General features: G+C 62.7%; 27 protein-coding genes and 1 tRNA gene. 15 read left to right on the plus strand and 13 right to left on the minus strand.

What is annotated here, in order from left to right:
* Nucleotides 1–31 precede the first annotated feature (31 nt).
* Complete coding sequence (locus G3O01_RS19950; RefSeq protein WP_205806845.1) at nucleotides 32–559, minus strand: MgtC/SapB family protein; 528 nt, start codon at nucleotides 557–559, stop codon at nucleotides 32–34.
* 180 nt (nucleotides 560–739) lie between these two features.
* Between G3O01_RS19950 and G3O01_RS19955 the strand changes: the two genes are divergently transcribed.
* On the plus strand, nucleotides 740–1012 hold the full coding sequence (locus tag G3O01_RS19955) for a hypothetical protein (RefSeq protein WP_205806846.1): 273 nt from the start codon (nucleotides 740–742) through the stop codon (nucleotides 1010–1012).
* 30 nt (nucleotides 1013–1042) lie between these two features.
* Here G3O01_RS19955 and G3O01_RS19960 read toward each other — a convergent pair whose 3' ends face one another.
* On the minus strand, nucleotides 1043–1414 hold the full coding sequence (locus G3O01_RS19960; protein WP_205806847.1) for a DUF2591 domain-containing protein: 372 nt from the start codon (nucleotides 1412–1414) through the stop codon (nucleotides 1043–1045).
* 128 nt (nucleotides 1415–1542) lie between these two features.
* Between G3O01_RS19960 and G3O01_RS19965 the strand changes: the two genes are divergently transcribed.
* Entirely contained in the window at nucleotides 1543–2298 is a 756-nt protein-coding gene (locus tag G3O01_RS19965; protein ID WP_205806848.1) for an SGNH/GDSL hydrolase family protein, read from the plus strand.
* 44 nt (nucleotides 2299–2342) lie between these two features.
* Here G3O01_RS19965 and G3O01_RS19970 read toward each other — a convergent pair whose 3' ends face one another.
* From G3O01_RS19970 to G3O01_RS19995, 6 genes are all read right to left on the minus strand, one after another.
* A complete protein-coding gene (locus G3O01_RS19970) occupies nucleotides 2343–2630 on the minus strand; it encodes a PAAR domain-containing protein (RefSeq protein ID WP_205806849.1) in 288 nt (95 codons plus the stop codon).
* Nucleotides 2631–2821: 191 nt separating this feature from the next.
* Nucleotides 2822–4177, minus strand: a complete 1356-nt coding sequence (locus G3O01_RS19975; protein WP_205806850.1) for a 2-hydroxycarboxylate transporter family protein — start codon at nucleotides 4175–4177, stop codon at nucleotides 2822–2824.
* 37 nt (nucleotides 4178–4214) lie between these two features.
* The gene (locus tag G3O01_RS19980) at nucleotides 4215–5579 is read right to left on the minus strand and encodes a TIGR00366 family protein (protein WP_205806851.1); all 1365 of its coding nucleotides are present in this window, start codon (nucleotides 5577–5579) and stop codon (nucleotides 4215–4217) included.
* Nucleotides 5580–5646: 67 nt separating this feature from the next.
* Complete coding sequence (locus tag G3O01_RS19985) at nucleotides 5647–6483, minus strand: amidohydrolase family protein (protein WP_205806852.1); 837 nt, start codon at nucleotides 6481–6483, stop codon at nucleotides 5647–5649.
* A 27-nt stretch (nucleotides 6484–6510) separates the two neighbouring features.
* Nucleotides 6511–7716 (minus strand): CoA transferase, encoded by a 1206-nt coding sequence (locus G3O01_RS19990; protein ID WP_205806853.1) that lies wholly within the window; start codon nucleotides 7714–7716, stop codon nucleotides 6511–6513.
* A gap of 53 nt (nucleotides 7717–7769) precedes the next feature.
* Complete coding sequence (locus G3O01_RS19995) at nucleotides 7770–8672, minus strand: CoA ester lyase (RefSeq protein ID WP_205806854.1); 903 nt, start codon at nucleotides 8670–8672, stop codon at nucleotides 7770–7772.
* Nucleotides 8673–8779: 107 nt separating this feature from the next.
* On the opposite strand from G3O01_RS19995, the gene G3O01_RS20000 reads away from it, so the two are divergent.
* A complete protein-coding gene (locus G3O01_RS20000; RefSeq protein WP_205806855.1) occupies nucleotides 8780–9694 on the plus strand; it encodes a LysR family transcriptional regulator in 915 nt (304 codons plus the stop codon).
* A 214-nt stretch (nucleotides 9695–9908) separates the two neighbouring features.
* Here the strand turns inward: G3O01_RS20000 and G3O01_RS20005 are convergent.
* The 4 genes from G3O01_RS20005 to acs form a co-directional block, all read right to left on the minus strand.
* Nucleotides 9909–9999: transfer RNA gene (locus tag G3O01_RS20005), tRNA-Ser, on the minus strand.
* A 62-nt stretch (nucleotides 10000–10061) separates the two neighbouring features.
* The gene (locus G3O01_RS20010; RefSeq protein WP_205806856.1) at nucleotides 10062–12080 is read right to left on the minus strand and encodes a sodium:solute symporter family protein; all 2019 of its coding nucleotides are present in this window, start codon (nucleotides 12078–12080) and stop codon (nucleotides 10062–10064) included.
* Entirely contained in the window at nucleotides 12077–12442 is a 366-nt protein-coding gene (locus tag G3O01_RS20015; RefSeq protein ID WP_205806857.1) for a DUF4212 domain-containing protein, read from the minus strand. The genes G3O01_RS20010 and G3O01_RS20015 overlap by 4 nt, the downstream gene beginning before the upstream one ends.
* 150 nt (nucleotides 12443–12592) lie before the next feature.
* The gene (gene acs / locus G3O01_RS20020; RefSeq protein WP_205806858.1) at nucleotides 12593–14575 is read right to left on the minus strand and encodes an acetate--CoA ligase; all 1983 of its coding nucleotides are present in this window, start codon (nucleotides 14573–14575) and stop codon (nucleotides 12593–12595) included.
* 444 nt (nucleotides 14576–15019) lie between these two features.
* Between acs and G3O01_RS20025 the strand changes: the two genes are divergently transcribed.
* The 9 genes from G3O01_RS20025 to G3O01_RS20065 all read left to right on the plus strand — a co-directional run bounded on the left by G3O01_RS20025 (nucleotide 15020) and on the right by G3O01_RS20065 (nucleotide 22685).
* Complete coding sequence (locus tag G3O01_RS20025) at nucleotides 15020–15919, plus strand: DMT family transporter (protein ID WP_205806859.1); 900 nt, start codon at nucleotides 15020–15022, stop codon at nucleotides 15917–15919.
* Between the two features lie 235 nt (nucleotides 15920–16154).
* The gene (locus G3O01_RS20030; protein ID WP_205806860.1) at nucleotides 16155–16772 is read left to right on the plus strand and encodes a TIGR00645 family protein; all 618 of its coding nucleotides are present in this window, start codon (nucleotides 16155–16157) and stop codon (nucleotides 16770–16772) included.
* A 60-nt stretch (nucleotides 16773–16832) separates the two neighbouring features.
* Nucleotides 16833–18356, plus strand: a complete 1524-nt coding sequence (locus G3O01_RS20035; RefSeq protein WP_205806861.1) for a fumarate hydratase — start codon at nucleotides 16833–16835, stop codon at nucleotides 18354–18356.
* A gap of 173 nt (nucleotides 18357–18529) precedes the next feature.
* Nucleotides 18530–19006 (plus strand): bacterioferritin, encoded by a 477-nt coding sequence (bfr, locus tag G3O01_RS20040; protein WP_205806862.1) that lies wholly within the window; start codon nucleotides 18530–18532, stop codon nucleotides 19004–19006.
* Between the two features lie 96 nt (nucleotides 19007–19102).
* On the plus strand, nucleotides 19103–20014 hold the full coding sequence (gene murI, locus G3O01_RS20045; protein ID WP_241024104.1) for a glutamate racemase: 912 nt from the start codon (nucleotides 19103–19105) through the stop codon (nucleotides 20012–20014).
* 240 nt (nucleotides 20015–20254) lie between these two features.
* Nucleotides 20255–20491, plus strand: a complete 237-nt coding sequence (locus G3O01_RS20050) for a (2Fe-2S)-binding protein (protein ID WP_109481358.1) — start codon at nucleotides 20255–20257, stop codon at nucleotides 20489–20491.
* Between the two features lie 253 nt (nucleotides 20492–20744).
* A complete protein-coding gene (locus G3O01_RS20055; RefSeq protein ID WP_205806906.1) occupies nucleotides 20745–21476 on the plus strand; it encodes an energy transducer TonB in 732 nt (243 codons plus the stop codon).
* Nucleotides 21477–21517: 41 nt separating this feature from the next.
* Nucleotides 21518–22249 (plus strand): MotA/TolQ/ExbB proton channel family protein, encoded by a 732-nt coding sequence (locus G3O01_RS20060; protein WP_205806863.1) that lies wholly within the window; start codon nucleotides 21518–21520, stop codon nucleotides 22247–22249.
* Between the two features lie 16 nt (nucleotides 22250–22265).
* Nucleotides 22266–22685, plus strand: a complete 420-nt coding sequence (locus G3O01_RS20065; protein WP_205806864.1) for a biopolymer transporter ExbD — start codon at nucleotides 22266–22268, stop codon at nucleotides 22683–22685.
* Between the two features lie 381 nt (nucleotides 22686–23066).
* Here the strand turns inward: G3O01_RS20065 and G3O01_RS20070 are convergent, their stop codons facing one another.
* Nucleotides 23067–24047 carry a LysR family transcriptional regulator gene (locus G3O01_RS20070; protein ID WP_205806865.1) on the minus strand — a complete coding sequence of 327 codons (981 nt, stop codon included), beginning with the start codon at nucleotides 24045–24047 and terminating at the stop codon, nucleotides 23067–23069.
* A gap of 122 nt (nucleotides 24048–24169) precedes the next feature.
* On the opposite strand from G3O01_RS20070, the gene G3O01_RS20075 reads away from it, so the two are divergent.
* From G3O01_RS20075 to G3O01_RS20085, 3 genes are all read left to right on the plus strand, one after another.
* Entirely contained in the window at nucleotides 24170–25042 is an 873-nt protein-coding gene (locus G3O01_RS20075) for a pirin family protein (RefSeq protein ID WP_205806866.1), read from the plus strand.
* A gap of 142 nt (nucleotides 25043–25184) precedes the next feature.
* Nucleotides 25185–25583, plus strand: coding sequence for an OsmC family protein (locus tag G3O01_RS20080; RefSeq protein ID WP_205806867.1), 399 nt, complete (start codon nucleotides 25185–25187; stop codon nucleotides 25581–25583).
* Nucleotides 25584–25622: 39 nt separating this feature from the next.
* On the plus strand, nucleotides 25623–26114 hold the full coding sequence (locus tag G3O01_RS20085) for an SRPBCC family protein (protein WP_205806868.1): 492 nt from the start codon (nucleotides 25623–25625) through the stop codon (nucleotides 26112–26114).
* Nucleotides 26115–26234 lie beyond the last annotated feature (120 nt).

The raw sequence follows: 26234 nt of genomic DNA on the forward strand, positions 1-26234 counted from the left end.
CCGCCGGCGATGCAGCGAACCACCGCGCGCTTCACTTCTCGCGCGGCTTTTCATTCGACGCGGCCTGTTCGTCATGCTGGTGGGGCACGGACGGTTTGATCATTCGCACGCCCGCCAGAATCACCAGCGCGACGACTGTGCTGAGAATCGCCGTCGCTTCGCGCCCGAGCCCTGCTGCGACGCCGACGCCCGCTGCCAGCCATAGACTTGCTGCCGTCGTCAGGCCGCGCACTTCGCGTTCCGCGCTGAGTTTGATGATCGCGCCAGCGCCGAGAAAGCCGATGCCCGACACGAGGCCTTGCAGCACGCGGCTCATGTTGTCCTGCGAGAAGCCGGCCTGCAACGGCACGAGTACGAACAGTGCCGAACCCGTCGCGACCAGCATGTGGGTACGCAGTCCGGCATCGCGCCCCGCCATCTCGCGCTCGAAGCCCAGCGCGCCGCCCAGCAGCAACGCAAGACCGAGGCGCAGCACGACCTGCGTGATCGCCTTGACGTCGTTCAGATCCGAGAATTCCCGGGCCACCGTCAACCAGACTTCATGCCACAACCCGCCCATGCCGTCCTCCGCTGAGACAACGCGTGCGCCACACGCTCATCGGAAAGCATAATGTAATGACATCGCGAGCCGCCTGACAGGCGTCGCGATTACGTGGCCAGATGCCCGAGACGGTTAGAGTTTTTTTCAGTTGCCTGTTGCGGCCCGCGCCCGCGACAATGCGCCAACCGAGGGAGGACTATGAAGAAGTGCATTCTGTTTGCCGGCATAGGCATGCTTGCCGCGTGCACAGCGGTATCTGGCGTGGACAGAAAGCAGAACGGCTACCTCTCCGTCACGAGTCATGGACGCATCAGCCTGATTTCGTGGAATTCCGTCCGCAACGCGGGGATCAAGCATGCCAGGGCATATTGCCGCGAACAGAACAAGGAACTGCACACCGTCGAGATCCACACCAGCGGCGTGCGTGGAGCGGGCACACAGACTGTCGAGGTCATCTTCGAATGCATATGACAGCGGGCCCGGCTTCGCGATGACACGCGCTCAGTGCGTGCCCGGCGCATCCGCGACGGTGTCGCCGAAATGGCTCGCGACGAACGCGCGCATCGCGGCGATCAGCGCTGTGGCGCCCACCTGTTCGATGGTGCTCGCGCCCGCCGGAACGGAGCCCGTCCACGAGACATTCGCGCCCGCCGCGGCAGGCACCAGATGGATGTGCGCCCGTTCGATGATCGGGCCGCATTGCGCCCAGTCCGTGGACGGCGCAAACGCGGCTTCGAGCGCGCCGGCGGGATCGCCGTCGCAGGCGGGCTCCTCGATCCAGCAGAAGCCGTCGTCGACGCGCGGCTTCGGCAGATTGTCCGCTCGTGCAACCCAGTAATCGAGTAACGCGCCTTCCAGATCCGAAACTCTCATCTCTGCTCCTCGTGGGGATCGTATGTGCCGAACGCAGCATCGATTGTGCATCAAGTTCGTGTTGCGCTTTATGACGCCGTAAGCTCTATTCGCGGCGACTGATATCGTCAATTCCATTGCGAGGCACCATGACGCTCGACTCTCGACAGGCCAGTCCGCGCGCCAGACGCGTACACGCGCTGGCAGCCATGTTGCTCGGCATCGCCGCGATGCACGCCGATGCGGCCACCCGCCCCGCGCACGTCACGCGCGTGGCCGACCGGCCGATCATCATCGACGCGCAAGGCGACTCGACGATGTGGGGTTTCCAGACGTCCGACGGTTTCAACAAGTCGTGGCAAACCCCGAACAACCCGCCTGCCCTGTTGCAAGCCGCGCTGCAGGCCCGCTTCGGCCCGCAGGTGATCGTGCAGAACAACGGTGTGCCGGGCGCGACACTCGTCGATCGCGAGAAAGGCGTCAACGGATATAGCGAACCGTACGCGCGCTGGGTGGCGAACTCGCCCGCGCACATCGTGATCGTCAACTTCGCGCTCAACGATGCCGACAATCACCTGAAAGAACCGCCTGCCGTGTTTCGCGCGCACCTGATGCGCTTTATCGAACAGTCGCGAAGCGCGGGACGCATCGTGGTGCTCGAAGAACCGAACCCGGTCGATTATGCCGTGAACCGGTCGATCGTTCCGCGCTACGTCGCCGTGGTCGATGAAATGGCGAAGCATTACCGGCTCGCGCTGATCCGGCAGTACGGTTATATCGGCGCGATGCACGACTGGCGCGCGCTGCTGATCGACGGCGTGCATCCGACCGATGCGCTCTACCGGCTCAAGGCCGAGCGGCAGCGTGAAGTGGTCGAGCCGATCGTGGCGAAGCTGATGGAGTGATGCCTGGGTCCGCGTGTGACAGACGTCTGAGTGTAACAGCCGTCTTACTCGCCGACGGAAAATGTCTGCTGCGACGCGACCAGTTTCGGCGGCGGCTCGCATTTGCAGATGCACAGGTCGTCGCTCAGCGCAGCATGACGGCCATCGGGCGCCGTCATCACCTCGCGCGGACCATCGCACTTGATCTTGCCGGTGCTGTTGCACGCGGGACAGGCTACGTCGTCGCCTTCATGCGCGACGTCGCGGCCCTCGAGTTGAATGGTCGACGCCACTGCTTGCACGGTGCCGTTTGCCGTTGTCTTGTCGCCCGTCAGGATCAGGTAGCGTTTCATGTTGCGCATTCGCTTTTGAATGGATTTGCCGATTCTACAAAAAAGCCAATCGATTAACCATCGAATGGATTTAAAGCGTTTTACACGTCGCCATTTAAGTCGATATATGCGATTGGCATTCTGAAAATCGGAAAAAGAAAAAGCCGCCGGGTTCATGACAAATCCGGCGGCTCGAAGAACGTAGCATTGGATTACCTGAAATACGCCAACACCCCCAACGCAGCCATCACCGTCAGCGCTCCGCCAATACGTGTCGCGATCTGCGCAAACGGCATCAATTCCATCCGGTTCGCCGCAGTGAGAATCGCCACATCGCCCGTTCCACCCAGACCGCTATGCGTCGCATTGACGATCGCGGCCTCGATCGGATACATGCCGACCAGCCGGCCCACGAAGAAACCCGTCACGGTCAGCGCCAATACCGTCGACACAGCCGTCACGATATTGACCCAATGAAATGCCGTGACGATTTCGCCCCAAGGCGTCATCGCGACGCTGATCGCGAACATCAACGGATACGTGACGGCTGTCGAGAAGAAGCCGTACATGAAGCGCGCGCCGCCCCGCACGCGCGGCGACACGACCTGGAACAGTTGCGCCGCGACGACCAGCACGAGCATCACGACGGGCGCCGGCCAGCCGAACAGTTGATTGCTCAGGACGCCCAGCAGATAGAACGCAATGGCCGTCGAACCCGCCGCCGCGACCGATGCGACATCGAACTCAAACGACGCCGGCCGTTGCGCGACGTCTTCATCGCTCGTGCCTGCTTTGGTCAGACGGCCGTTGCCCGTCCACTCTGGCCGGCGCGAGCCGACATAGCTCAGCAGCCCCGCGCAGCAGATCGCCGCGATATTGCCGAGCATCACGGCCGACAGAATCTGCGCGAATAGCGGCCCCTGATCGACACCGAGAATCTGCGCATAGCCCGCGGACAACGGCAACGCGCCCTCGCCCACGCCGCCCGCCATGATCGGCACGACGACGAGGAACAACGCATGGCGCACATCGAGCCCGAGTGCCGTTCCCACGGCCGTGCCGACCAGCGCCGCCGCAACCGAACCCGCTGCAACGGGAATGAAGATACGCACGAAGCCTTTAATCAGCATCTGCCGATCCATGCTCAGCACGCTGCCGACGATAATCGCCGCGATGAACAGGTACAGAAAGTTCGAAGTCTTCGTGAAGCTCGTCACCGCCTTCACGACAGGCTCGGGCATCAGCTTGTAATACACCAGCATCGACGGAATGAAGGCCGCGAAAATCGACGTGGCGCCGATGTGGCGTATCCACGGAATGCGCTTCGCCAGCTCCGCGCACGTGAAACCGCCGACAGCGACGAGCGCGATGCCCGTCGGCAGATCGGCGGCGAGCTTGCCTTTCGCGGCCATCGCGCCGAGCACGGCCAGCATCAGCACATAAACGGGCAACGGCAGCGAGCCGATGCGCATATCGAACACGCGCCACCACCAGTCGATGGCAGCGTGCGGCGCTTGCGCCCTGTCGCCCGACGACGTGTGCAGCGGCGTTTGCGTCGATGATTCCATTGAACTGTCTCCCTTCGTTGTTTCGACGGCCACGCGTTCACACGAGCAGCAGCAAGGCTGCGCCATACACGAGCACGCCGACCACGAACGTCATCACGGTGAAACCCAGCACGCGCTGCACGCCGATGCCCGCCATCGCGACGACGGGCGCGGCCCAGAACGGCTGCATCATGTTCGACACCTGCTCGCCCATCGCGACGGCCATCGTCGTAGCGGGAACGGATGCATGCAGCGCGACGGCGGCGGGCACGACGAACGGCCCCTGCACGGCCCAGTGTCCGCCGCCGCTCGGAATGAAGAACGTCACGATCAGCGAGCAGACATAGCTCCAGAACGGCAGCGTGTGTGCGTTGGAAATGGCGATGAAGAAATGCGAAATGACGTTCGGCAAACCGGTGGCATCCATCATGCCCATGATCCCGCCATACAACGGGTATTGCAGCATCATCGAGCCCGTCTGCCGCGCGGCGTTTTTCACGGCGTCGGCATACGCGAGCGGATAGCCATGCAGGATCACACCCGCGATGAACATCACGAAGATCACCGCATTCACCCCTGAAAACGCGATGTGTTCGGCTTGCGCGAGCACCACCAGCGCAACACCCGTCGCGCCGATGAACGCCGAGCCCAGCCACGAATACTCGATCCAGCGCGCGAAGCTCAGCTTGCCTGTGGGTTTTTCGCGTGGAGCCGGATCGGGATGTTTCTCCGTGTCGAGCAGCACGGCGTCTTCGTCGCGCGGCTTGAGCCAAGCGAGCACGAATGGCATCGCCAGCAGCATCGCGATGGTCGGCACCAGATTAAAGCTCGTGAACACCGTCGTGCTGAACGGCAGCACTTCACCCGTGAGCTTCTGCACGACGTTCATGGCGCTGCCCGGCGTCGACTGCGCGAGCGCGATCGAACTGGAAATGCCGCTCGCCCACACGACCCATCCCGAGAAGCCCGCCGCGACGATCCATGCGAAGTCCACCCGCATGCGCTTGGCCACCTCGCGCGCCAGCAACGCACTGACGACGAGCCCGAGACCCCAGTTGCAGAACGACGCGACAGCGACCAGCACGAAGGTCAGCGTCGCGGCCTGAACAGGCGTGCGCGCCACCGACACGAGCGACCTGAACACGCGCTGCACGATGGGCGCATGAGCGAACGCGTGACCCGTGACGAGCACCAGCGTGATTTGGAATGCGAACGTGAGAATGTCGAAGAAACCCTTGTACCAGCCGCCTACCAGCCTGCCGGGCGTCGCATGCGGCGCGAACATCGCCGACAGCAACGCGACCACCGCTGTAATCAGGATCGCGAGCACGAACGGATCGGGAATGGTGCGCTCGAATAGCGCGATCGTCGCCTCGGTGAAGCGGGTCTTGCGCACGGTCGAGGGCGCAACGGTGGATTTCATCACGTGTCTCCGGTTTGGAATGCGCCCATTCGTCGGTTGGGCTTTGTGTAATCGGTGGGCGGTCTCTTCAGCTCGCGAATCCGTATGAGCTCGCCGCGTTGTCGACGAGAATGCGGTTGCGCGTCGCCGTATCGCTCGTCCATTCGCCGAGCAGATCGAGCAGCATGGGATCGTCGGGCTTGTGCGTCTCCGTCACGTGCGGCCAGTCGCTGCCCCACACCAGTCGATGCGGCACGGCTGATACCCATGCGCGTGCTGTCGGCGCAACGTCGGCATAACGGCAATCGCGTCCGTCGCGCGAATCGAGATACGGACCGGACAGCTTGATCCATGCACGGCCTGCATCGGCGAGATGGCGCACGACGGGAAACGCCGCGTGCGCTGCGCCATCGGGTAGCGGAAGACGCGCGCAGTGATCGAACACGATCGTCGACGGCAAACGCCCGAGCAGCGCCTGATGCTCGACGATCTGCGCGGCGGTCCAATGAAGCTGCACATGCCAGCCGAGTTCCGCCACGCGGTTGGCCAGCGGTTCCACCATGTCGAAACCGACCACCGCGTTCGACGGCGTGTAAAGCGTGAAGCGGATGCCGCGAATGCCGCCTGCGTGCAGCGCTTCGAGTTCGGCGTCCGTCACGTCGGGACGCACGACAGCGACACCGCGCGCATTCGCGATACCCAGCTGACGGATTGCATCGAGCGTGACGGCGTTGTCGGTGCCATACACGCGCGGCGTGACGATCACCACCCGTTGCGTGCCGATGCGCGCCTGCACCTTGCGATACGCGTCGACATCCGCTGCATCGACGAAACCGGGTGCATCCGCATTCGCGAGAAACGCGCGGTCATAGATGTGGATGTGCGAATCGCAAGCGCCAGGCGGCGTGTGTCCTTTAGCGTCCATGTGTGTCTCCCTTTTTCGGCGAGCCCGCTATAGCACAGCCCGCTTTTCGCGAAGACGTTCGATCTCGGCATCGGAACAGCCTGCATCGCGCAGCACCGCATCCGAATGCTCGCCGAACGCAGGCGCCGCGAACGGTTCGGGCAACGGCGTCGAACCGAAGCGCACGGGATGCCTGAAGCCGCGATAGCGGCCCACGCCCGGATACTCGAACTCCGTCACCATGTCTTCCGCGAGCACCTGCGGATGATCGAACATGTCTTCGATGCCGCGCGCCGCGGCGCACGGCACCGCATCGCCGAAGTGCGCTTCCCATTCGAGCGCGGTGCGCGCCTGCAGCGCGTCGCGCAGCTTCGGCACGATCTCGTCGTGATGCATCGCGCGCTTGCGCACCGTGTCGTAACGTTCATTGTCGGCAAGGTCCATCAGGCTCGTCTTCTCGCACAGCGCCTGCCAGAAGTGCGGCGTATTGGCGGACAGATACAGATACCCTTCGCGCGTCGGATGAATGCCCGTGATGCCGCCCGAGCGCATGTCACGTCCGATGTCTTTCGGCTCGTCGTCGGCCCAGATCATGCGGGCCGATTGCATCGCCAGCGCGCTGCGCAGCAACGACACGCCGACGTATTGCCCCGCCCCGCTGCGCTCACGCTCGAACAAGGCCGACGACACGCCCGCAGCGACCAGCGCGGCTGCGTAGTAATCGACCACCGAGCCATAGACGATTTCGGGCGGCCCATCATGACGGCCTTGCAGCGCGCAGATGCCTGTCATCGTTTGCAGCACCTGGTCGTAGCCGGCCTTGTCGCGATACGGGCCCGTTTCGCCATAGCCCGTCACCGCGCAATAGATGAGCCGCGGGTTCACGTCGCGCAACTGCTCGTAGCCGATGCCGAGCCGCTCCGGCACGCCCGGACGGAAGTTGTGGACGAGGACATCGGCCGACTTCACGAGGCGCAGCATTACGTCGAGCGCTTCGGCCTGCTTCAGGTCCAGCGCAAGACCGCGCTTGCCGCGATTCACGCCGAGAAACGCGCGGCTTTCGGCTTCGAGCGTCGACGGATATTTGCGCAGGTTGTCACCCGCGGGTGGTTCGATCTTGATGACTTCCGCGCCCTGGTCGGCGAGCAGCGTGCAGCCGTACGGCCCCGCGATGTAGGCGCTCAGATCCAGCACGCGCAGGCCGGCGAGCGGACCTTTGCGCTGAGCGTCGGGTGATGCCGGTGATCGTTCCATCCGTGTTTCTCCAACTCGATTCAATAGGCGTGCAGCGACCGTGCGCTGCTGCTTCAAAGGGTGGTGCTGCCGATCACCGCGCGTTGCTCGGTCGTCAGCAGTTCGAGACGCGCCGCGTGTTGCACGAGCGACCTTGCGCGCTCGAAGAACGGCGGATCGATCATCTTCCCGTCGACGACGTACGCGCCCAGTCCTCTGCTCTGCGCATCGCGCGCCGCTTCGACGATGCGCACGGCGTGCGCAATGTCCGCATCCGATGGACGGAACACGTCGTTGGCAAGCGCGATCTGGCTCGGGTGAATGCAGCTCTTGCCGAGAAAACCCATCGCGTTCGCGAGTTGCGCTTCGGCGCGAAAACCCGCTTCGTCCTTGATGTTGGCGAACGCCGAGTCGTACGCGAAGACGTTCGCCTCGCCTGCTGCGATGCGCAGCGCGAACATTGCCTGTTGAATCGCCGACTGCTCACGGCGCGCGATACCCAACGGTTCGAACAGATCGCCCAGCCCAAGCTGCAATCCGGCGACACGCGGATGCGCGGCGGCGAGTTCCGCCGCGCGCCGCAACGCTTTCGGCGACTCGATGTTGAGCAGCAGGCGCACCGGCACGCTGACGCCGTTCGCCTGCTCGGCCTTGTCGAGCGCAGCGGCGGCGGCACGGACGTCGTCCGGGGTTTCGGGTTTCGGGAGATTCAGGTAGTCGAGGCAGGGCTGGACCACGGCGTCGAGATCGTCGGCAAAGTACGGCGTGTCGAGCGCATTGACGCGCACGATCAGCACCTTTCGATGCTCGCGCACCGCGTTGTCGCGCAACAGCTCACGCAGTGCGAGACGCGCCTGCGGCTTGCGCTCCGGCGTGACGGCATCTTCGAGATCGAACGAGAGGGCGTCGGCGGCACTGGCGAGTGCCTTCGCGAACAGCTCCGGGCGCGAGGCCGGCACGAACAGCTTGCTTCTCATGTCTCCGTTCCACTTTCGGTTGCTCTTGAATGACAACCAGTCTACGGAGAGAGTTGTTTTAGATAAACTATCTGCATCTATCTTCAAACAGTAGACAATCTATCGTTATGGATATTACGTTTCTCGGCAATCTGCTGCTGGTGGTCGATACGGGATCGATGGCCGAAGCGGCGCGGCGCGTCGGCGTGACGCCGGCGGCGATTGCGCAGCAGGTACAGGCGCTCGAGCGGGAACTGGGCGTGCCGCTGCTCGTGCGCGCGGGACGCACGGTGATTCCGACGGAAGCGGGTCATCGCGTGATCGCGCGCGCGAGGAGTCTGGTGCGCGAATTTGCCGATCTGAAGGCGTTCGCGCTTGAGGAAGAAGCGGCCGGTGAATTGCGCATCGGCACGATTACTACAGCGTTGCTGTCCTTGCTGCCGGACGTGCTGGCCGCGTTCGCTCGCGGCTTTCCGCAGGCCAACGTGCTGATACGCGCGGGGACGTCGATGGAACTGTACGAGACCTTGCAACGCGGCGATCTCGATGTCGCCGTGTGTCTGCATCCGGCGTTCGCGTTACCCAAGGCGTATGACTGGCATCTGCTGCGCGAGGAACCGATCGTCGTGCTCGCGCCTGCGCGGTTGAAGGATGAAGACCCGCATGAGTTGCTGCGGCGCGAGCCGTTTATCCGCTACGACCGCTCGCTCGGCGGCGGCAAGCAGGCGGATCAATATCTGCGCTCGGCACGCATCGCGCCGCATGAGCTGTTCGAACTGAACTCGCTGATGGCGATTGCGATGATGGTCGATCGGGGGTTGGGTGTGTCGCTGGTGCCGGATATCGTGTCGCCACTGACGACATCGTTGAACGTGGCGAGGCTCGCGCTGCCGACGCCGACGGAGCCGCGGCGCTTTGGCGTGCTGTGGCAGAAGACGTCACCGCGGGGGCGGTTGATCAGAGGGTTTCTGCAGTGCGCGGATGGTGTGCTTGCAGATGGTGGCAACGGTGTCAGGAAGACGACGCGGCGGCGTACGACGTGAAGTGTTATGCGATGTTCGAGCGATAGTTGGCCGTTGACCGTTTTTGACATCACACATGTGTGCGCGCTGTCTGCTCAGGATGGCTTTGAGAATCGCGCTCGTGCGAAGAGCGTCGAAGACCGCTGCCCGTCGAAGACCGCTGCCAAATGACCGGCCCGAAAAACAAATAACCCCGCAAATCGAGGATTTGGCGGGGTTATTTCTGGCAATCTCGTGGCGGAGAGACGGGGATTCGAACCCCGGATAGGTTATTAACCTATACACGCTTTCCAGGCGTGCGACTTAAACCACTCATCCATCTCTCCGGCGGGGACGCGAATTATAGCAGACTCTTGCGCCCTTGCCACATCATCCGGAAGGCCAGCCGTCAGGGATGGCGGATATAGTCCACCAGCGCTGTCGTATAGGCATCCGGCTTCCGGTCGACGAGGCTCACCAGCACCGTCACCAGAAAGCCCGCCGGCACGCCGAACACGCCCGAACTGATCGGTTCGATGCCGAACCACCTCGGCCCGACAAAGCCCGTCAGTTGCGTGAAGAACGGATACGTCGACACGATGTACCAGATGCACACCACCAGCCCCGCCACCATGCCCGCCACGGCGCCGAGACGCGTCGTGCGCTTCCAGAATACGCCGAGCACGAGCACGGGAAATAGACTCGACGCCGCCAGCGAAAACGCCGCGCCCACCAGAAACAGGATGTTCCCCGTATTCAGCGACGCCACGTACGACGCGAACAGCGCCACACCCAGCAGCAGGATCTTCGAGATCGTCACCCGCTTCTGGCTCGACGCCTCGGGATCGACCATGTGGTAGTAGACGTCGTGCGACAGCGCATTGGCGATCGTCAGCAGCAAACCGTCGGCTGTCGAGAGCGCCGCCGCCAGCGCGCCCGCCGCGATCAACCCCGACATCACGTAAGGCAGCCCCGCTATCTCCGGCGCGGCGAGCACGACCATATCCGGCTGCATCTGGATCTCGCTCCAGCGCACGATGCCGTCGCCGTTCACATCGGCGATGCTGAGCAGGTACGGCTCGACCCGCCGCCACTGCATCACCCATTGAGGCAGATCGGAAAAACGATGCCCGACCAGATTCGACAGAATCTCGTATTTGATCAGCACCGCGAGCACGGGCACCGTCAGATAGAACAGCGCGACAAAGAACAGCGTCCAGCCGACCGAGCGCCGCGCCGACGCCACCGACGTCGTCGTGTTGTAGCGCGTGAGAATGTGCGGCAGGCTCGCCGTCCCCAGTGAAAGACACAGCAGCAACGATAGAAAGTTACGCAGATGCAGCCGCCGATCGTCGTCGTTTGCAGCGGGAAACGGTTCGTGCATCGGCACGGGCGACGCCGCGCGCTGCAATATCTCGTCGCGTTGCTGTGCCCACACGATCTGCGCCGTCGCGGGATCGCGCGGAAAACGCTCGATGCGCCTCTCCAGACCGGCGATCTCCCGCAGCGGTCCGTTGTGCCGCCTCAGATCGTCGAGCTGCGCGGTAAGGCGGCTCTTCTCGTCGAGATACGACTGCGGCAGACTGTCGATCTGCGTCTGGATCAACGCGGCGCGCATCCGGTAGTCGTCGCGCACGGCCTGCTCCGTCGGCGCGTCGCGCACCTGCCGCTCGAGCGACTCGACCCGCTCCATCAGGCGTCCGTAGTGGAGTTGCGGCACCCAGCCGAGCCCGTCCTTGTGCGCAATCATCGACACGGGAATCAGGAACGCCGCGATCAGGATGATGTACTGCGCGACCTGCGTCCACGTGACCGCGCGCATGCCGCCGAGAAACGAACACACGAGAATGCCCGCGAGCCCGCAGAAGATCCCGATTGCAAAGTCCACGCCGATAAAGCGCGTCGCGATCAGCCCAACGCCCTGAATCTGCGCGACGAGATACACGAACGAACAGAGGATCGCCGATAGCGCCGCGAGCCCGCGCACCGCATTGCTCGAAAAGCGCGTGCCGAGAAAATCGGGAATCGTGTAGCGCGCGAGCTTGCGCACATAGGGCGCGAGCAGAAACGCGACGAGGCAGTAGCCGCCCGTCCAGCCCATCATGTACGCAAGGCCGTCGTAGCCCGTCGCGTACAGGGTGCCCGCGAGACCGATGAACGACGCCGCCGACAGCCAGTCCGCCGCCGTCGCCATGCCGTTGAACGCGGACGGCACGCGCCGCCCGGCCACGTAGTATTCGACGAGATCGGAGGTGCGCGACAGCAGACCGATCACCGCATACACGGCGATCGGCACGAACAGGAACACATAGCCGATCCACGTGCCGGGGCCGTTTGCCGCCTCGATGCGCCAGAGCAGATAGATGAACGCGAAGAAACCGAGCGTGTACAGCGAATACAGACGGATCAGCCGGTTCGCGAGCTTCATCGGTCGGCCGCGCGCTCGGCGAAGTTGTCGGTTGCAGTGGCTTCGAGTGCGCGCTGGAGCGTCGCGTCGGCGCGCTGCATCAGCACGATATACACGCCGATCAACACGAGGTACACGAGAATCGCACCTTGCGCACCCATGTAGAACGGCAGGCTGAAGCCCGCGAAACGCACCTGCAAGATGCTGCGCGCGAAGAGCGGCACGATGAACGACACGAAGAAACCGATCAGCATCAACACGACGATCAAGCCGATATTGAAGCGCCAGTAGCGCGCGTGCGCGCGCGCCATCGCCGCCGTGACGGGAGGCGGCTCGGGTAAAGGGTTGATCGGGTTCTGCGGTCTGTGGTGTCGCGCGGCCATGGGCCTATTTATCAAAAACGTGTTGCATCGGCAATCGGGGTTGTCCGCGCAACGATCTCTGTGAGCGCGAGGCAAATGAAAAACGGCGCATCCGGATGGAATGCGCCGTCTGATTCTTCACGGCGTCAAGCCGTCGTCACGCGCGGACGATCAGCGCGATTCGCCGAGTTGATCGAGAATCGCCGGGTTTTCAAGCGTGGATACGTCCTGCGTGATCTCCTCGCCCTTCGCGAGCGAACGCAGCAGCCGACGCATGATCTTGCCCGAGCGCGTCTTCGGCAGGTTGTCGCCGAAACGGATGTCCTTCGGCTTCGCGATCGGGCCGATTTCCTTGCCGACCCAGTTGCGCAGTTCCGCTGCAATCTTCGCGGCTTCTTCGCCTTCGGGACGCGAGCGCTTCAGAACCACGAACGCGCACACGGCTTCACCCGTCGTCTCATCGGGACGGCCGACCACGGCAGCTTCCGCCACCATCGGATTCGCGACCAGCGCCGACTCGATTTCCATCGTGCCGAGCCGGTGACCCGACACGTTCAGCACGTCGTCGATACGCCCCATGATCGTGAAATAGCCGGTGTCCTTGTCGCGCACCGTGCCGTCACCCGCCAGATACAGCGTGCCGCCGAGTTCTTCGGGGAAATAGCTCTTCTTGAAGCGTTCCGGGTCGCCCCAGATCGTGCGGATCATCGACGGCCACGGACGCTTGACGACCAGAATACCGCCCTGTCCGTTCGGCACGTCCTGGCCGGTTTCATCGACGACCGCCGCCATGATGCCCGGCAACGGCAGCGTGCATGAACCCGGCACGAGCGGCGTCGCGCCCGGCAGCGGCGTGATCATGTGGCCGCCCGTTTCCGTCTGCCACCATGTATCGACGATCGGGCAGCGCGAGCCACCCACGTTCTCGTAGTACCACACCCATGCTTCGGGATTGATCGGCTCGCCGACCGTGCCGATGATGCGCAAAGTAGACAGGTCGTAGCTCTTCGGATGCACCTTCGCGTCGGCTTCGGCTGCCTTGATCAGCGAACGGATCGCCGTCGGCGCCGTGTAGAACACGGTGACCTTGTGCTTGGCGATCATGTCCCAGAAGCGGCCCGCGTTCGGATACGTCGGCACGCCTTCGAACACGACCTGCGTGCCGCCGAGCGCGAGCGGGCCATACGTGATGTAGCTGTGGCCCGTGACCCAGCCGATGTCGGCCGTGCACCAGAAGACATCGGTGGGCTTCCAGTCGAAGGTCCACTTCATGGTCTGCGCGGCCCACAGCAGATAGCCGCCCGTGCTGTGCTGCACGCCCTTCGGCTTGCCCGTCGAACCCGATGTGTAGAGGATGAAGAGCGGATGCTCGGCGCTGACCCACTCCGGCGCGCATTCATCCGATTCGTTCGCCGTGATCTCATGCATCCACAGGTCGCGCGTGTCGTCCCAGCCGACCTTGCCGCCCGTGCGCTGATACACGATCACGCTCTTCACGGCTTCGCAGCCGCCCATCGCGAGCGCTTCGTCGGCGATGTTCTTCAGCGGCAGTGCCTTGCCGCCGCGCATCTGTTCATCCGAAGTGATCAGCGCGACCGCGCCGACATCGACGAGACGTTCATTCAGCGACTTCGACGAGAACCCGCCGAACACGACCGAATGCGTTGCGCCGATACGCGCGCAAGCCTGCATCGCGACGATGCCTTCGACCGACATCGGCATGTAGATGACGACGCGATCGCCCTTCTTGATGCCGCGCTTTTTCAGCGCGTTCGCGAAGCGCGACACGCGTTGCAGCATGTCCTTGTACGTGACGTTGGTGACGGTGCCGTCGTCGGCTTCGAAGATGATCGCGACGCGATCGCCGTTGCCCGCTTCGACGTGCCGGTCGATGCTGTTATACGACGCGTTCAGTTCGCCGTCTTCGTACCACTTGTAGAAAGGCGCGTTCGATTCGTCGAGCACCTTCGTGAAGGGCTTCTTCCAGCTGAGCGTCTCGCGCGCCAGCCTGCCCCAGAAGCCTTCGTAATCGCGTTCGGCTTCGGCGACGAGCGCCTTGTACGCATCCATGCCGGACACCGTGGCCTGCGCCGTGACTTCGGCGGAAGGCGGAAACACGCGGCGTTCTTGAAGAACCGATTCAATCGCAGACATCGACTACCCCTTGGTGAAGATGAAACGTCAATCCTTGCCGGTGCGCGCGCGTTGCGTGCAGGCCGTGGCCAGCGCAGCGCGTCGCTCCATATCGTCATACCGGTCATCGTGGCACCGCGCATGTCGTTGATGCGCGGCGTGTCTCCCACCCTCGTGCGTATCGAACACAGACAGCGATACGCACACAGCGATTCGGCGAATGACAACTGCGGCGTCGCAACATCTGGCGCGCCGCATGTCTTCATCAGCTTCGATCACTTCCCACGATAAGCGTTGCAACTTACCGCGTACTTACGTGGGAGCCGACCATCCGGTAGGCGAAACACCAGGCGCAGCGCGCTTTGCAAGCGACCTGCAAGGCTCGCGTTGCGGTGACTTCGCTGCCTTTGCGCCGATGTTAGCGCCCTTTTACAATGCTAACTGATCTAGCCGTGTGGATTCCAGTTGAACCGCTACTCCCTGTTCCTCATTGCCGCGATGCTGCTCGTCGGCAGCAACGTCGGTATCGGCAAGTCGATTGTCGCGTTCGTCCCCGTCCCGCTCTTCGCCCTCCTGCGCTTCGTGATCGCGATGGCCGTGCTGTGGCCGCTGCTACGCGTGAGCAAGCTGCGGCGCGTGAAACGTGGCGAATGGCTCAACCTTTTCCTGCAGGCGCTGTTCGGTACATTCGGGTTTACGCTGCTGATGCTCAACGGCGTGCATCGGACCAGCGCCGTCGCGGCAGGCGTCATCACGAGCACGATTCCCGCCGTGGTCGCGCTGTTCTCGTGGATCTTCCTGAAGGAAAAGCCGGATGGCCGCGCGCTTGCGTCGATTGCGCTTGCGATCGCCGGCGTGGTCGTCATCAATCTCGCGCATGCGGGCGCAGCGCCTGGTGCCGCGAACGAGAGTTCGTTCGCGGGCAATCTGATGGTGCTCGGCGCCGTGTGCTGCGAATCACTCTATGTGATCCTGTCGCGCCGCCTCACGCAGACGCTCGCGCCTATCGACATCTGCGCATACACGCACCTGTTCGGCCTGCTGCTGATGCTGCCGCTCGGCGTCTCGTCATTGTTCGCGTTCAGCTATGCGAGCGTGCCTGTCAGCATCTGGGCGCTGGTGCTGTGGTACGGGCTGTCGGCAAGCATTTTCTCGTTCTGGCTGTGGATGAAGGGTATCCGCCATGTGCCGGGCAGCCTTGCCGGCGTGTTCAGCGCGGTGCTGCCCGTCGCCGCTGCCGCATATGGAATCGTGTTCCTCGACGAACGGCCGACGCTCGCGCACGGCGTCGCGCTCGCCTGCGTGGTCGCGGGCATCGCGCTCGCAAGCCTGAAGGCGCGGCGCGTGCCGCCCGTCGCTTCGTAGCGCGTTGGCGCGCGCCGCCGGAACCGCGCCTGCGTGCTTCGACATGGCTGTCACGGTTCCCGCTGTACAATACGGCGCCCAGCGCGCCTTGCCGGCCGGTTTCACCACCGCGCCGCTGACCGTCGGTGTTTCGCTTTTCGCGTGATCCGCCGTCGTCGATGCGAGCGCGTCCGTGCACGCCGTATGCGACAACACGATCCGTCACCACGAAGCGCCAACATCAAGCCGAACGCCCATGACCGCTCCGCGCCCCATTTCCCCCGGCCGCCCGCGCCGCATGCGCCTGCTGCCCTCCGTGATCTTCATGAGCCGCTGGCTGCAGGTGCCGCTGTATCTGGGCCTGATCATCGCTCAAGCCGTCTACGTCGTGCTGTTCGTCAAGGAGGTGTGGCACCTCGTGACCTCGGCGATGACGCTCAACGAAACCAACACCATGCTGATCGTGCTCGGCCTGATCGACGTGGTGATGATCTCGAACCTGCTGATCATGGTGATCGTCGGCGGGTATGAAACGTTCGTCTCGCGCCTTGGCCTGGAAGGTCATCCCGACGAGCCCGAATGGCTCGACCATGTGAACGCGGGTGTGCTGAAGGTCAAGCTGTCGATGGCGCTGATCGGCATCTCGTCGATTCATCTGCTGAAGACCTTCATCGATCCGGACCAGCACACGCAGCAAGGTGTGATGTGGCAGGTCATCATCCACGTCACGTTCCTCGTGTCGGCGCTGGTGATGGCATTCGTCGACCGGCTGACCACGCATACGCATCCGGAACATTTTCACGAGCCCGTGGCGCGCGGCAGCGCTGCGCACGGCGACAACACAACGGTTTCCCCCTCCCATGAACGCGTCTGACCGGCCGCATCGTCAAGCGGCCGCGATAACGAACGCGACACTGCCCCACTGAGCCTAGCCATGACCGTCATCAAACAGGAAGACCTGATCCAGAGTATTGCGGACTCGCTGCAGTACATCAGCTACTACCATCCGCTCGACTACATCGAAGCGCTTGGCCGCGCGTACGAACTCGAAGAGAGCCCGGCTGCAAAGGACGCGATTGCGCAGATCCTGACGAACAGCCGCATGTGCGCCGAAGGCAAGCGCCCGATCTGCCAGGACACGGGTATCGTCACGGTGTTCGTGAAGGTCGGCATGGACGTGCGCTGGGACGGCGCCACCATGAGCGTCACCGACATGATCAACGAAGGTGTGCGCCGCGGTTACCTGAACCCGGACAACGTGCTGCGCGCGTCGATCGTGAGCCCGCCCGAAGGCGGCCGCAAGAACACGAAGGACAACACGCCGGCGGTGATCCACTACGAGATCGTGCCGGGCGACAAGGTCGATGTGCAGGTCGCGGCCAAGGGCGGCGGCTCGGAGAACAAGTCGAAGTTCGCGATGCTGAACCCGTCGGATTCGATCGTCGACTGGATCCTGAAGACCGTGCCGACGATGGGCGCAGGCTGGTGCCCGCCCGGCATGCTCGGGATTGGTATCGGCGGCACGGCTGAAAAGGCGATGGTCATGGCGAAGGAATCGCTGATGGACCCGATCGACATTCAGGACGTGATCGCGCGCGGCCCGCAGGACTGGATCGAAGAACTGCGTGTGGAACTGCATGAGAAGGTCAACGCGCTCGGTATCGGCGCACAAGGCCTGGGCGGTCTGGCCACGGTGCTCGACGTGAAGATCATGGCGGCACCGACGCACGCTGCCTCGAAGCCGATCGCGATCATCCCGAACTGCGCGGCGACGCGTCACGCGCACTTCACGCTGGATGGCACGGGCGTCGCGAAGCTCACGCCGCCGCCGCTCGACGCATGGCCGAAGGTGCAGTGGGAACCGGACACCGAAAAGAGCCAGCGCGTCGACCTGAACACGCTGACGCCGGAACAGGTCGCCTCGTGGACGCCGGGCCAGACGCTCCTGCTGTCGGGCAAGATGTTGACGGGCCGCGACGCCGCGCACAAGCGCATCGCCGACATGCTCGCCAAGGGCGAAAAGCTGCCCGTCGATTTCACGAACCGCGTGATCTATTACGTCGGTCCGGTCGATCCGGTGCGTGACGAAGCGGTCGGCCCGGCAGGCCCGACCACGGCTACGCGCATGGACAAGTTCACGGAAACGATGCTCGCGCAAACCGGTTTGATCTCGATGATCGGCAAGGCCGAGCGCGGCCCCGTCGCCATCGAGGCGATCAAGAAGCACAAGGCTGCGTATCTGATGGCCGTGGGCGGCGCTGCGTATCTGGTGTCGAAGGCGATTCGCAGCGCGAAGGTGCTCGCGTTCGAAGATCTCGGCATGGAAGCCATCTATGAATTCGACGTGCAGGACATGCCCGTGACGGTCGCCGTCGATTCGAACGGCACGTCGGTTCACCAGACGGGACCGAAGGAATGGCAGGCCAAGATCGGTAAGATTCCCGTCGCGACTGCTTAAAGATTTTCTTTGTTTTACCGAAGCCGGGACGTTATAGTCCCGGCTTTTTTATTGTTCACGCAAAATACAAATTTAATTGCGTGAATGATTCTCAACAACCATATTCGTCCTTGGCTTTTCGTTTTCAGACGTTTATTGTTGTTGGAAAACCCGGCTCTTGAAGAGGAAAGATCATGCAAGGCGATAAAAAAGTCATCGAATATCTGAACGCCCAGTTGAAGAACGAATTGACCGCGATCAACCAGTATTTCCTGCACGCACGGATGTACAAGCACTGGGGTCTGGAAAAGCTCGGCAAGCATGAGTACGACGAATCGATCGGCGAAATGAAACATGCCGACATGCTGATCGAGCGCATTTTCATGCTCGATGGCCTGCCTAATCTGCAGGATCTGCACAAGCTGCTGATCGGCGAAGAGACGAAAGAGATTCTCGAATGCGATCTGAAGCTCGAATACATCTCGCAGGGTACGTGTAAAGAAGCGATCGCTTATTGCGAATCGGTGCGCGATTTCATCTCGCGTGAAATCTTCACGACGATTCTCGACGACACCGAAGAACATATCGACTGGCTCGAAACGCAGATCGACCTGATCGACAAGGTCGGCATCCAGAACTACCAGCAAACCGCGATGGGTTCGCAGGAATAAGACAACACCCGGGCAGGAACGGTCCCCACTCCTGATACACTTCTGCGGTCCGATCCGCGCAACGTTTCTCCAGGCGCTGCGCGGATTTTCTTATATATGGCTTCCGCCGAAACCATGACCGCTTCGTCCCCCGCCGCTGCTCACTCCGCTTCGATTCCGCCGCTGACCACGCTCGATCCGCGCGCGCCCGTCGGTATTTTCGATTCGGGACTGGGCGGGTTGTCGGTGCTGCGTGCCGTGCGCTCCGTGCTGCCGGACGAAGCCATCGTGTACGTCGCGGATTCGCTGTACGCGCCCTATGGCGAACGCGACGACGATTTCATCGCCGACCGTACGCTTGCGATCGGCGAATGGCTTGTCGCGCAGGGTGTCAAGGCGCTGGTGGTCGCGTGCAATACGGCGACTGCGCAGTCGATCGCGCTGGTGCGCGAAAAGCTCCCTATTCAACTGATCGGCGTCGAGCCGGGCGTGAAGCCGGCGGCGCAGCAGTCGAAATCGCGCGTGGCGGGCGTGCTCGCGACCCGTGTGACGCTGCGCAGCGCCCGTTTCCAGGGCCTGCTCGAACGCTACGCCAGCGATTGCCGCTTTCTGTGCCAACCGGGACTTGGTCTCGTGGAAGCCGTGGAACGCTGCGACATCGACTCGCCCGAACTGCGCAAGCTGCTCGAAAGCTATCTCCAGCCGATGCTCGACGCCGATGCCGACACGCTCGTGCTCGGCTGCACGCACTACCCGTTTCTGGATGCGGCGATCCGCGACATCGCCGGTGACCGGCTGAGCTTGATCGACACGAGCATCGCGATCGCGCGGCAACTGGAACGCGTGCTCGACCAGCAAGACCTGCGCGCCCCCGCGCGCGACGCCGCGCCGCAGCCGCGCTTCTGCTCGACCAGCGACGGCGCGCATCTGAAGCAACTCGCCGCGACGCTGCTCGGTATCGACGCACCCGTCGAGCGCGTGCACATTCCTTCCCGCCGAACGATCACGCCCGATTCCCACGCTGCCTGACGCAGGTCAACGAACGGCCCCGGAAGGCCGTTCCACGCGCGCATCCGGCATCAAAATACGTCGCAACCCCTTACCGGCCGCCCCGCCGCGAGGCCCAGCCGACGGGACAACATCCCGCGCGCGATAGACGAAACCCTTCTAACAGGCTGGTTTTGTTACAAAAATTTGCCTTGGAGGCTTGCCAAACCGACCAAACAAAATGATAATAATTCGCATTAACGTTAGCTATCGCGAGCTGTCATGATTGTCTGCGTGTGCAAGTCTGTATCCGACCGGAAGATCCGTGCATCGATTGCCGAAGGCAACGTCACGTTCGACGAACTCCAGTTCGAACTCGGCGTCGCGATGTGCTGCGGCAAATGCGAAGAATCCGTGCGGGATGTCATGGCGCAAAGCGGCGTCTGTGCAAGCCGCTGCGGCGTCGAGCATCACACGCAAGCTGTGCCGCTGACTTTCTACGAACGCAAGGCAGCCTGAAGCCGGGTTCTCCGCCTTCAACCGCGTTTTGAGCGTAGTGCTTCAACGGGCGCGCCGGTAGCGGGCGCCATAGCTTTTCATTCCGCCGTCAGCAAGCCAGTTGGACACCAGCCAGCGACGCCATTCTTCGAGGAGTTCGAGATGGAATTGCTGATCGGTTTTCTGACCACTGTCTGTATTTCGTTGCTGATATTCCGAACATGACGCTGTTTTGCATGACGTGCTGCATCGCCGGCGCGCCGCCACGCTAACCATGCAGGCCACGCCTACTCTTCCAACCGGTCTCGCGCCGGAAGCTTCCGCCCGAATCAACCCGCGTATCGCCACGGTGACGGGTATCGTCATCGGACTTCACGTCATCGCGCTCGCTATCGCGTTCACGGTGCGTACGGTCACGCCTTTGCCGGTCGAAACCCCGCGCACGATTACGGCCGAACTGCTGCCGCCGCCGGCCCCTGCCGCGGCGCCCGTCGCGATCGAATCGGCCCCGCCGCCGCCGAAGCCCGTACCCGTGCAAAAGGTCAAGCCGAAGGTGCAGCCGCGCCCGACGCCGAAGCCCACGCCGACTCCGATGCCCGTCGCGCAAGCGCCGTCGCAGCACGAGATCAGCGCGCCCGCCGATCCAGCTCCGCCCGCACCGCCGGCCCCGGCAGCGCCTGCCGCACCCGCTGCGCCCGCCGCAAAGCCGGTGATGTCGATCACCGCGCCGAAAGACGCGTCGCACCTGAGCTGCAGCATCGTCGAGCCGACCTATCCGGCCATGTCGCGCCGCCGCGGTGAAACAGGACGCGCGGTCGTCCAGTTCATTCTGTCGGCATCGGGCCGGATCGAAAACGTCGAACTGAAGAAGAGCAGCGGCTCCGATCGTCTCGATCAGGCCGCCCTCGACGCGATTCGCTCCAGCTCGTGCAAGCCCTATCTGGTGGATGGCGAGCCGGTCCGCGTGCCCGCCGTCCAGCCATTCGATTTCAGCCTGAACAACTAAGTGATCAGCTGACCAGGATTTCAAAGAAAAAAGGAATTGCCATGCAGAACTACGGTATCGCCCACGTCTGGGCACAAGGGGATTTCGTCACACGCGGTATCGCGGTGGCATTGCTGATCATGTCGGTGCTGTCGTGGAGCGTGATCGTCGTCAAGAGCTGGAACGTGATGCGCCTGAACCGCCTGACGAAGAACGCCGAAAAGGCCTTCTGGCATTCGGACGATGTCGCCGACGGCATGAAGAAGCTCGGCAGCGGCACGTCGTCGCCGGCTGAAAACCCGTTCCTCGCGCTCGCGCTGGCGGGCCAGGAAGCCGCCGATCACCATCATCAGACGCAACCGCATCTGCACGATCGCATGGACGTGTCGGACTGGATCACGCGCTGCCTGAAGGACACGATGGACGAAAGCGTCGCGCGCATGCAGAGCGGTCTTGCCGTGCTCGCGTCGATCGGCAGCACGGCGCCGTTCGTCGGCCTGTTCGGCACGGTGTGGGGTATCTATCACGCGCTGCTGAGCATCGGCGCAGCGGGCCAGTCGTCGATCGATCAGGTCGCAGGTCCCGTCGGTGAAGCGCTGATCATGACCGCCTTTGGTCTGTTCGTCGCGATTCCCGCTGTGCTCGGCTACAACGCACTGACGCGCGCCAACAAGGGCATCGTCAGCAAGCTGAGCCGCTTTGCGCACGGTCTGCATGCGTTCTTCGTGACGGGCGCGCGCCTGTCGTCGTCGAAGCGCGGAGACGGTCTTCGGCTCGCGACCCGCGCCAACTAATTAACGAGGCATAGCGATGGCAATGAGCCCTTTCGCCGGCGACGATGACGACGGCCTCATGAATGAAATCAACATGACGCCGCTCGTCGACGTCATGCTGGTTCTCCTGATCGTGTTCATGGTGACGATCCCCGTGATCCGCCATGCAGTGAAGATCGATCTGCCGCACGCGAGCAGCCAGAAGGAAGACACCAAGCCCGCGCAGGTGACGGTATCGATCGATGCCGACGGCAATCTGTCGTGGGACGATCAGAAGATCTCCGACGACATGCTGCAGGCAAAGATCGCCGCAGCCGCGCAGCAGGAACCGCAGCCTGAACTGCACTTGAGCGCGGACCGCAAGGTCGCGTACGAGAAGGTGGCGCAGGTGATGTCGGAAGCGCAGGCAGGCGGCCTGACGAAGATCGGTTTCGTCACGGAGCCGAAGGCGAAGTAAGCACGCCGCCCTCTTCCGCTTGAATAAAAGCCCTGTTTTTCAGGGCTAAAAAGTAAAAGGCCTTCATCGTCGGATGAAGGCCTTTTTTCGTGCGCACTCGGCGCCTTCGGGCGGCGGGATCATTTTCCGTCACTTCTGCTCTGGATCTGATCACCACATGCGAAAGCCGTGGTCGACACGGACAACGCTGTCAGCCCTATCAGGCCTACTATCAAAGCGGCCGTGATTTTTCGCATAGGACACTCCTTAGCGAAGGGATTTCAATATAAGCCTGTGAGCTTTTTCATACAAGCCTGCGGCCATTGAAAGTATCCATCGCTGGCGGCGCTTAAATGTCAAAAACGATATTCGCTCCGGGCACGCGCTGTTACGTCGCCTCTATCATGCGACGGCCGCTTTCAGGCGCATCTGTTTTGCCTCGCGCTCCGGGCATTCCTGTTGAATGAACTTGCCCGTGTCGGGGTCGAGCATCTCGACGAGATAATCGACGAAGGTCCGCACTGCAGGCACCATGCCTTGCCGCGACAGAAAGACCGCGTACAACTGCGGCGACGGCAGCGTCCAGCCCGGCATCACGGGCGACAGACGCCCGCTGCGCAGCGCGGCGCCGTACATCATTTCGGGCAGCGCAGTGATGCCGACGCCCGCGAGCGCCGCTTCGAGAATCATCATCAGATCGGCCGTCACGAGGCGCGGCTCGTGTTCGTGCGCGTGACGCGTGCCGTCCGGCGCGATCAGGTTGTAGACGTGGCGGCCGTCGCCCGTGGGCACGTCGAGCGTCTCGAAGCGCTTCAGGTCAGCGGGTTCCAGCGGCGGCGCATTCTGGCTCAGCAAACTCGGCGCGCCAACCAGCATCTGCTGCGTGCGCCACAACGGCCGCACGACGATGTTCGCGTTTTCGGGCGGCTCCGAGCGCACGCGCAGCGCGACATCGATCGAATCTTCGAACAGATCGACCACGCGATTCGTCACGCGCACCACGACGCGCACTTCGGGGTACCGATGCATGAACTCCGGCATGATCTGCGACATCATGGTCTGCGAGATCGTCACGGGCACGCTCACGCGCACCGTGCCGCGCGGCGACGCCCGCAGTTGCTGCACGACGTTGACGGCCGCCTGCGCCTCCGACAGCATCGCCTGGCAATGCTGGTAGAACAGCTGCCCTGCTTCCGTCAGCGCGAGCTTGCGCGTCGAGCGCTGCAACAGGCGCACGCCCAGCGACGCCTCCAGCTCCGTCAACCGGCGCGACAGACGCGACTTCGAAATGCCGAGCACGCGTTCGGCGGCGGAAAACCCGCCATGTTCGACGACCTGCGAGAAATACATCAGGTCGTTGAGGTTATGCGAATCGATCTTCATGTCATCGTTTCACTAGCAGAACAATCCATTGCGATAGACGGCCTGTTACGGCCAAAAACGGTCCATATAATAGCCCTATGTTTCAGAAATAACGCTATTCCCCAATTTTCGAGGTGATTTTGATGAGCGCGACCCGCACGATCGAACGCACGTATCCTTCCGTACGCACGGTTGAGGGCGGCGGTTTCGTCGTCCACCGCCCGTTCCCGACCCGCATGCTGATGGATTTCGACCCGTTTCTGCTGCTCGATGAAATGGGTCCCGTCGACTATGCGCCCGGCGAGGCGAAAGGCGCGCCGGATCACCCGCATCGCGGCTTCGAAACGGTCACGTACGTGCTCGAAGGCCAGTTCGGCCACAAGGATTCGGCGGGCCACTCGGGCACGCTGCGCGCAGGCGACGTGCAATGGATGACCGCTGGCGCGGGCGTCGTGCATAGCGAAATGCCCGATCCGTCGTTTATCGCGACGGGTGGCCGCGTGCATGGCCTGCAACTGTGGGTGAATCTGCCGAAGCGTGACAAGATGATCGCGCCGCACTATCAGGAAATGCCGTCGGCGGGGATTCCCGTCGCGACATCGGCTGACGGCAAGGTGCGCGTAAAGGTGATCGCTGGCGAAGCGCTCGGCATGAAGGCCGCGATCGAAACGCGCACGCCGATTCTCTATCAGCATTTCACGCTGCAGCCGGGCGCGACCATCGTGCACCCTGTTCCGCGCGACTATCGCGTGTTCGCTTATGGGTTGGCGGGCAAGGGCTTCTATAGCGACGAGCGGCTCGAAATCGGCGCGCAGCAGATGATCGTGTTCGACAACGACGGCGACACGGTGACGATCTCCGCCGGCGACGAACCGCTCGATGTGCTGCTGTTCGGCGGCGTGCCGCTGAACGAACCCGTCGTGCGCTACGGTCCGTTCGTGATGAACACGGAAGACGAGATCCGTCAGGCCGTGATCGACTATCAGGCGGGCCGCATGGGGCAGATCACGCACTAGCCGTCCATCAGGCTTTTCGCTGTCCTGTGGCTCAGCCGCGAACCACAGCAAATTCGTTCACAATAGCAATTCGAGCCGCGCGCCGTGTCCTACGCCGCGCGGCATGATCCGTTTCAGTACACCGTCCCGCACAGGAGCGCGCATGGCAGACACGAAGGTCACCGCACACATCGGCTCGACGAATTTCCAGGTGCTATTCGACGACGGCGCGCACACATGGCTCGCCGACGAACCCGAGTCGCTAGGTGGCGGCGACCGCGCCCCGACGCCGAATTCGCTGCTCTTGTCGAGCCTCGGCGCCTGCACGTCCATTACGCTGAAGATGTACGCCCAGCGCAAAGGCTGGCCGCTCGACGAAGTGCGCGTGACGCTGTCGATGCAGAAAGAAGGCGATGGCACGGCGATCGATCGTCAGATCGTGCTGACGGGCAATCTGTCGGACGAACAGCAGGAACGACTCCTGCAAATCGCCAATGCATGCCCGGTGCACAAGATCCTGAGCAATCCGATCTCGATCCGCACGGGTCTGGCCGTTGCCTGATACTGCGTGAACCTTGAGCATCAAGAGGAAGCTGGTATTTTGAACTTCGAACATCTCATTCAGATCAACGATCCCCTCAATCCGCTCGTCGAAACGATGACGCGCGAACAGTTGTGGGAAGGGCTCGTGCTGCGCGCGGAGCAGCCGCAGCTGTTCGTGATGGGTCTCGACAGCTGCTCGATCCTGTCGCGCACCGACAGCACGATGGAGCGCGAACTGCACTACGGTCAGGCGACCGTGCGCGATCACGTCACGCTCACGCCGCAGCAGAGCGTGCGCTACGACATTCTCGCGACGGCTGATTACGTCGGCGGCTCGCTGACGATGACCATCGAGCAGCCCGACGAACTGCAGCTCTTCCTGCGCTTCGAGTACAAGACGAGCCTGCCGTCGGCCGAAGCCCACGCCGACCCCGACGCGCATCAGACGGAAGAGATCGTGAAATCGGCGTATCGCGAATCGGACATCGATACCGTTCGCCTGATCCGCCAGTACGTCAGCGGGCGCAATACGCCCGACCAGTTGCACTAATTCCAGCGCGCCGCCGAAGCCTTCTGGCGGCGCCAATCCCCTCGCCTATCGAAACTCTAAACCGATTAATATTGCAACCTTGTAAATGGGAATGGTTATCATTTAGAATCAATCTAACGA

The organism is Burkholderia sp. Ac-20365 (assembly GCF_017104715.1).
GTDB lineage: Bacteria > Pseudomonadota > Gammaproteobacteria > Burkholderiales > Burkholderiaceae > Paraburkholderia.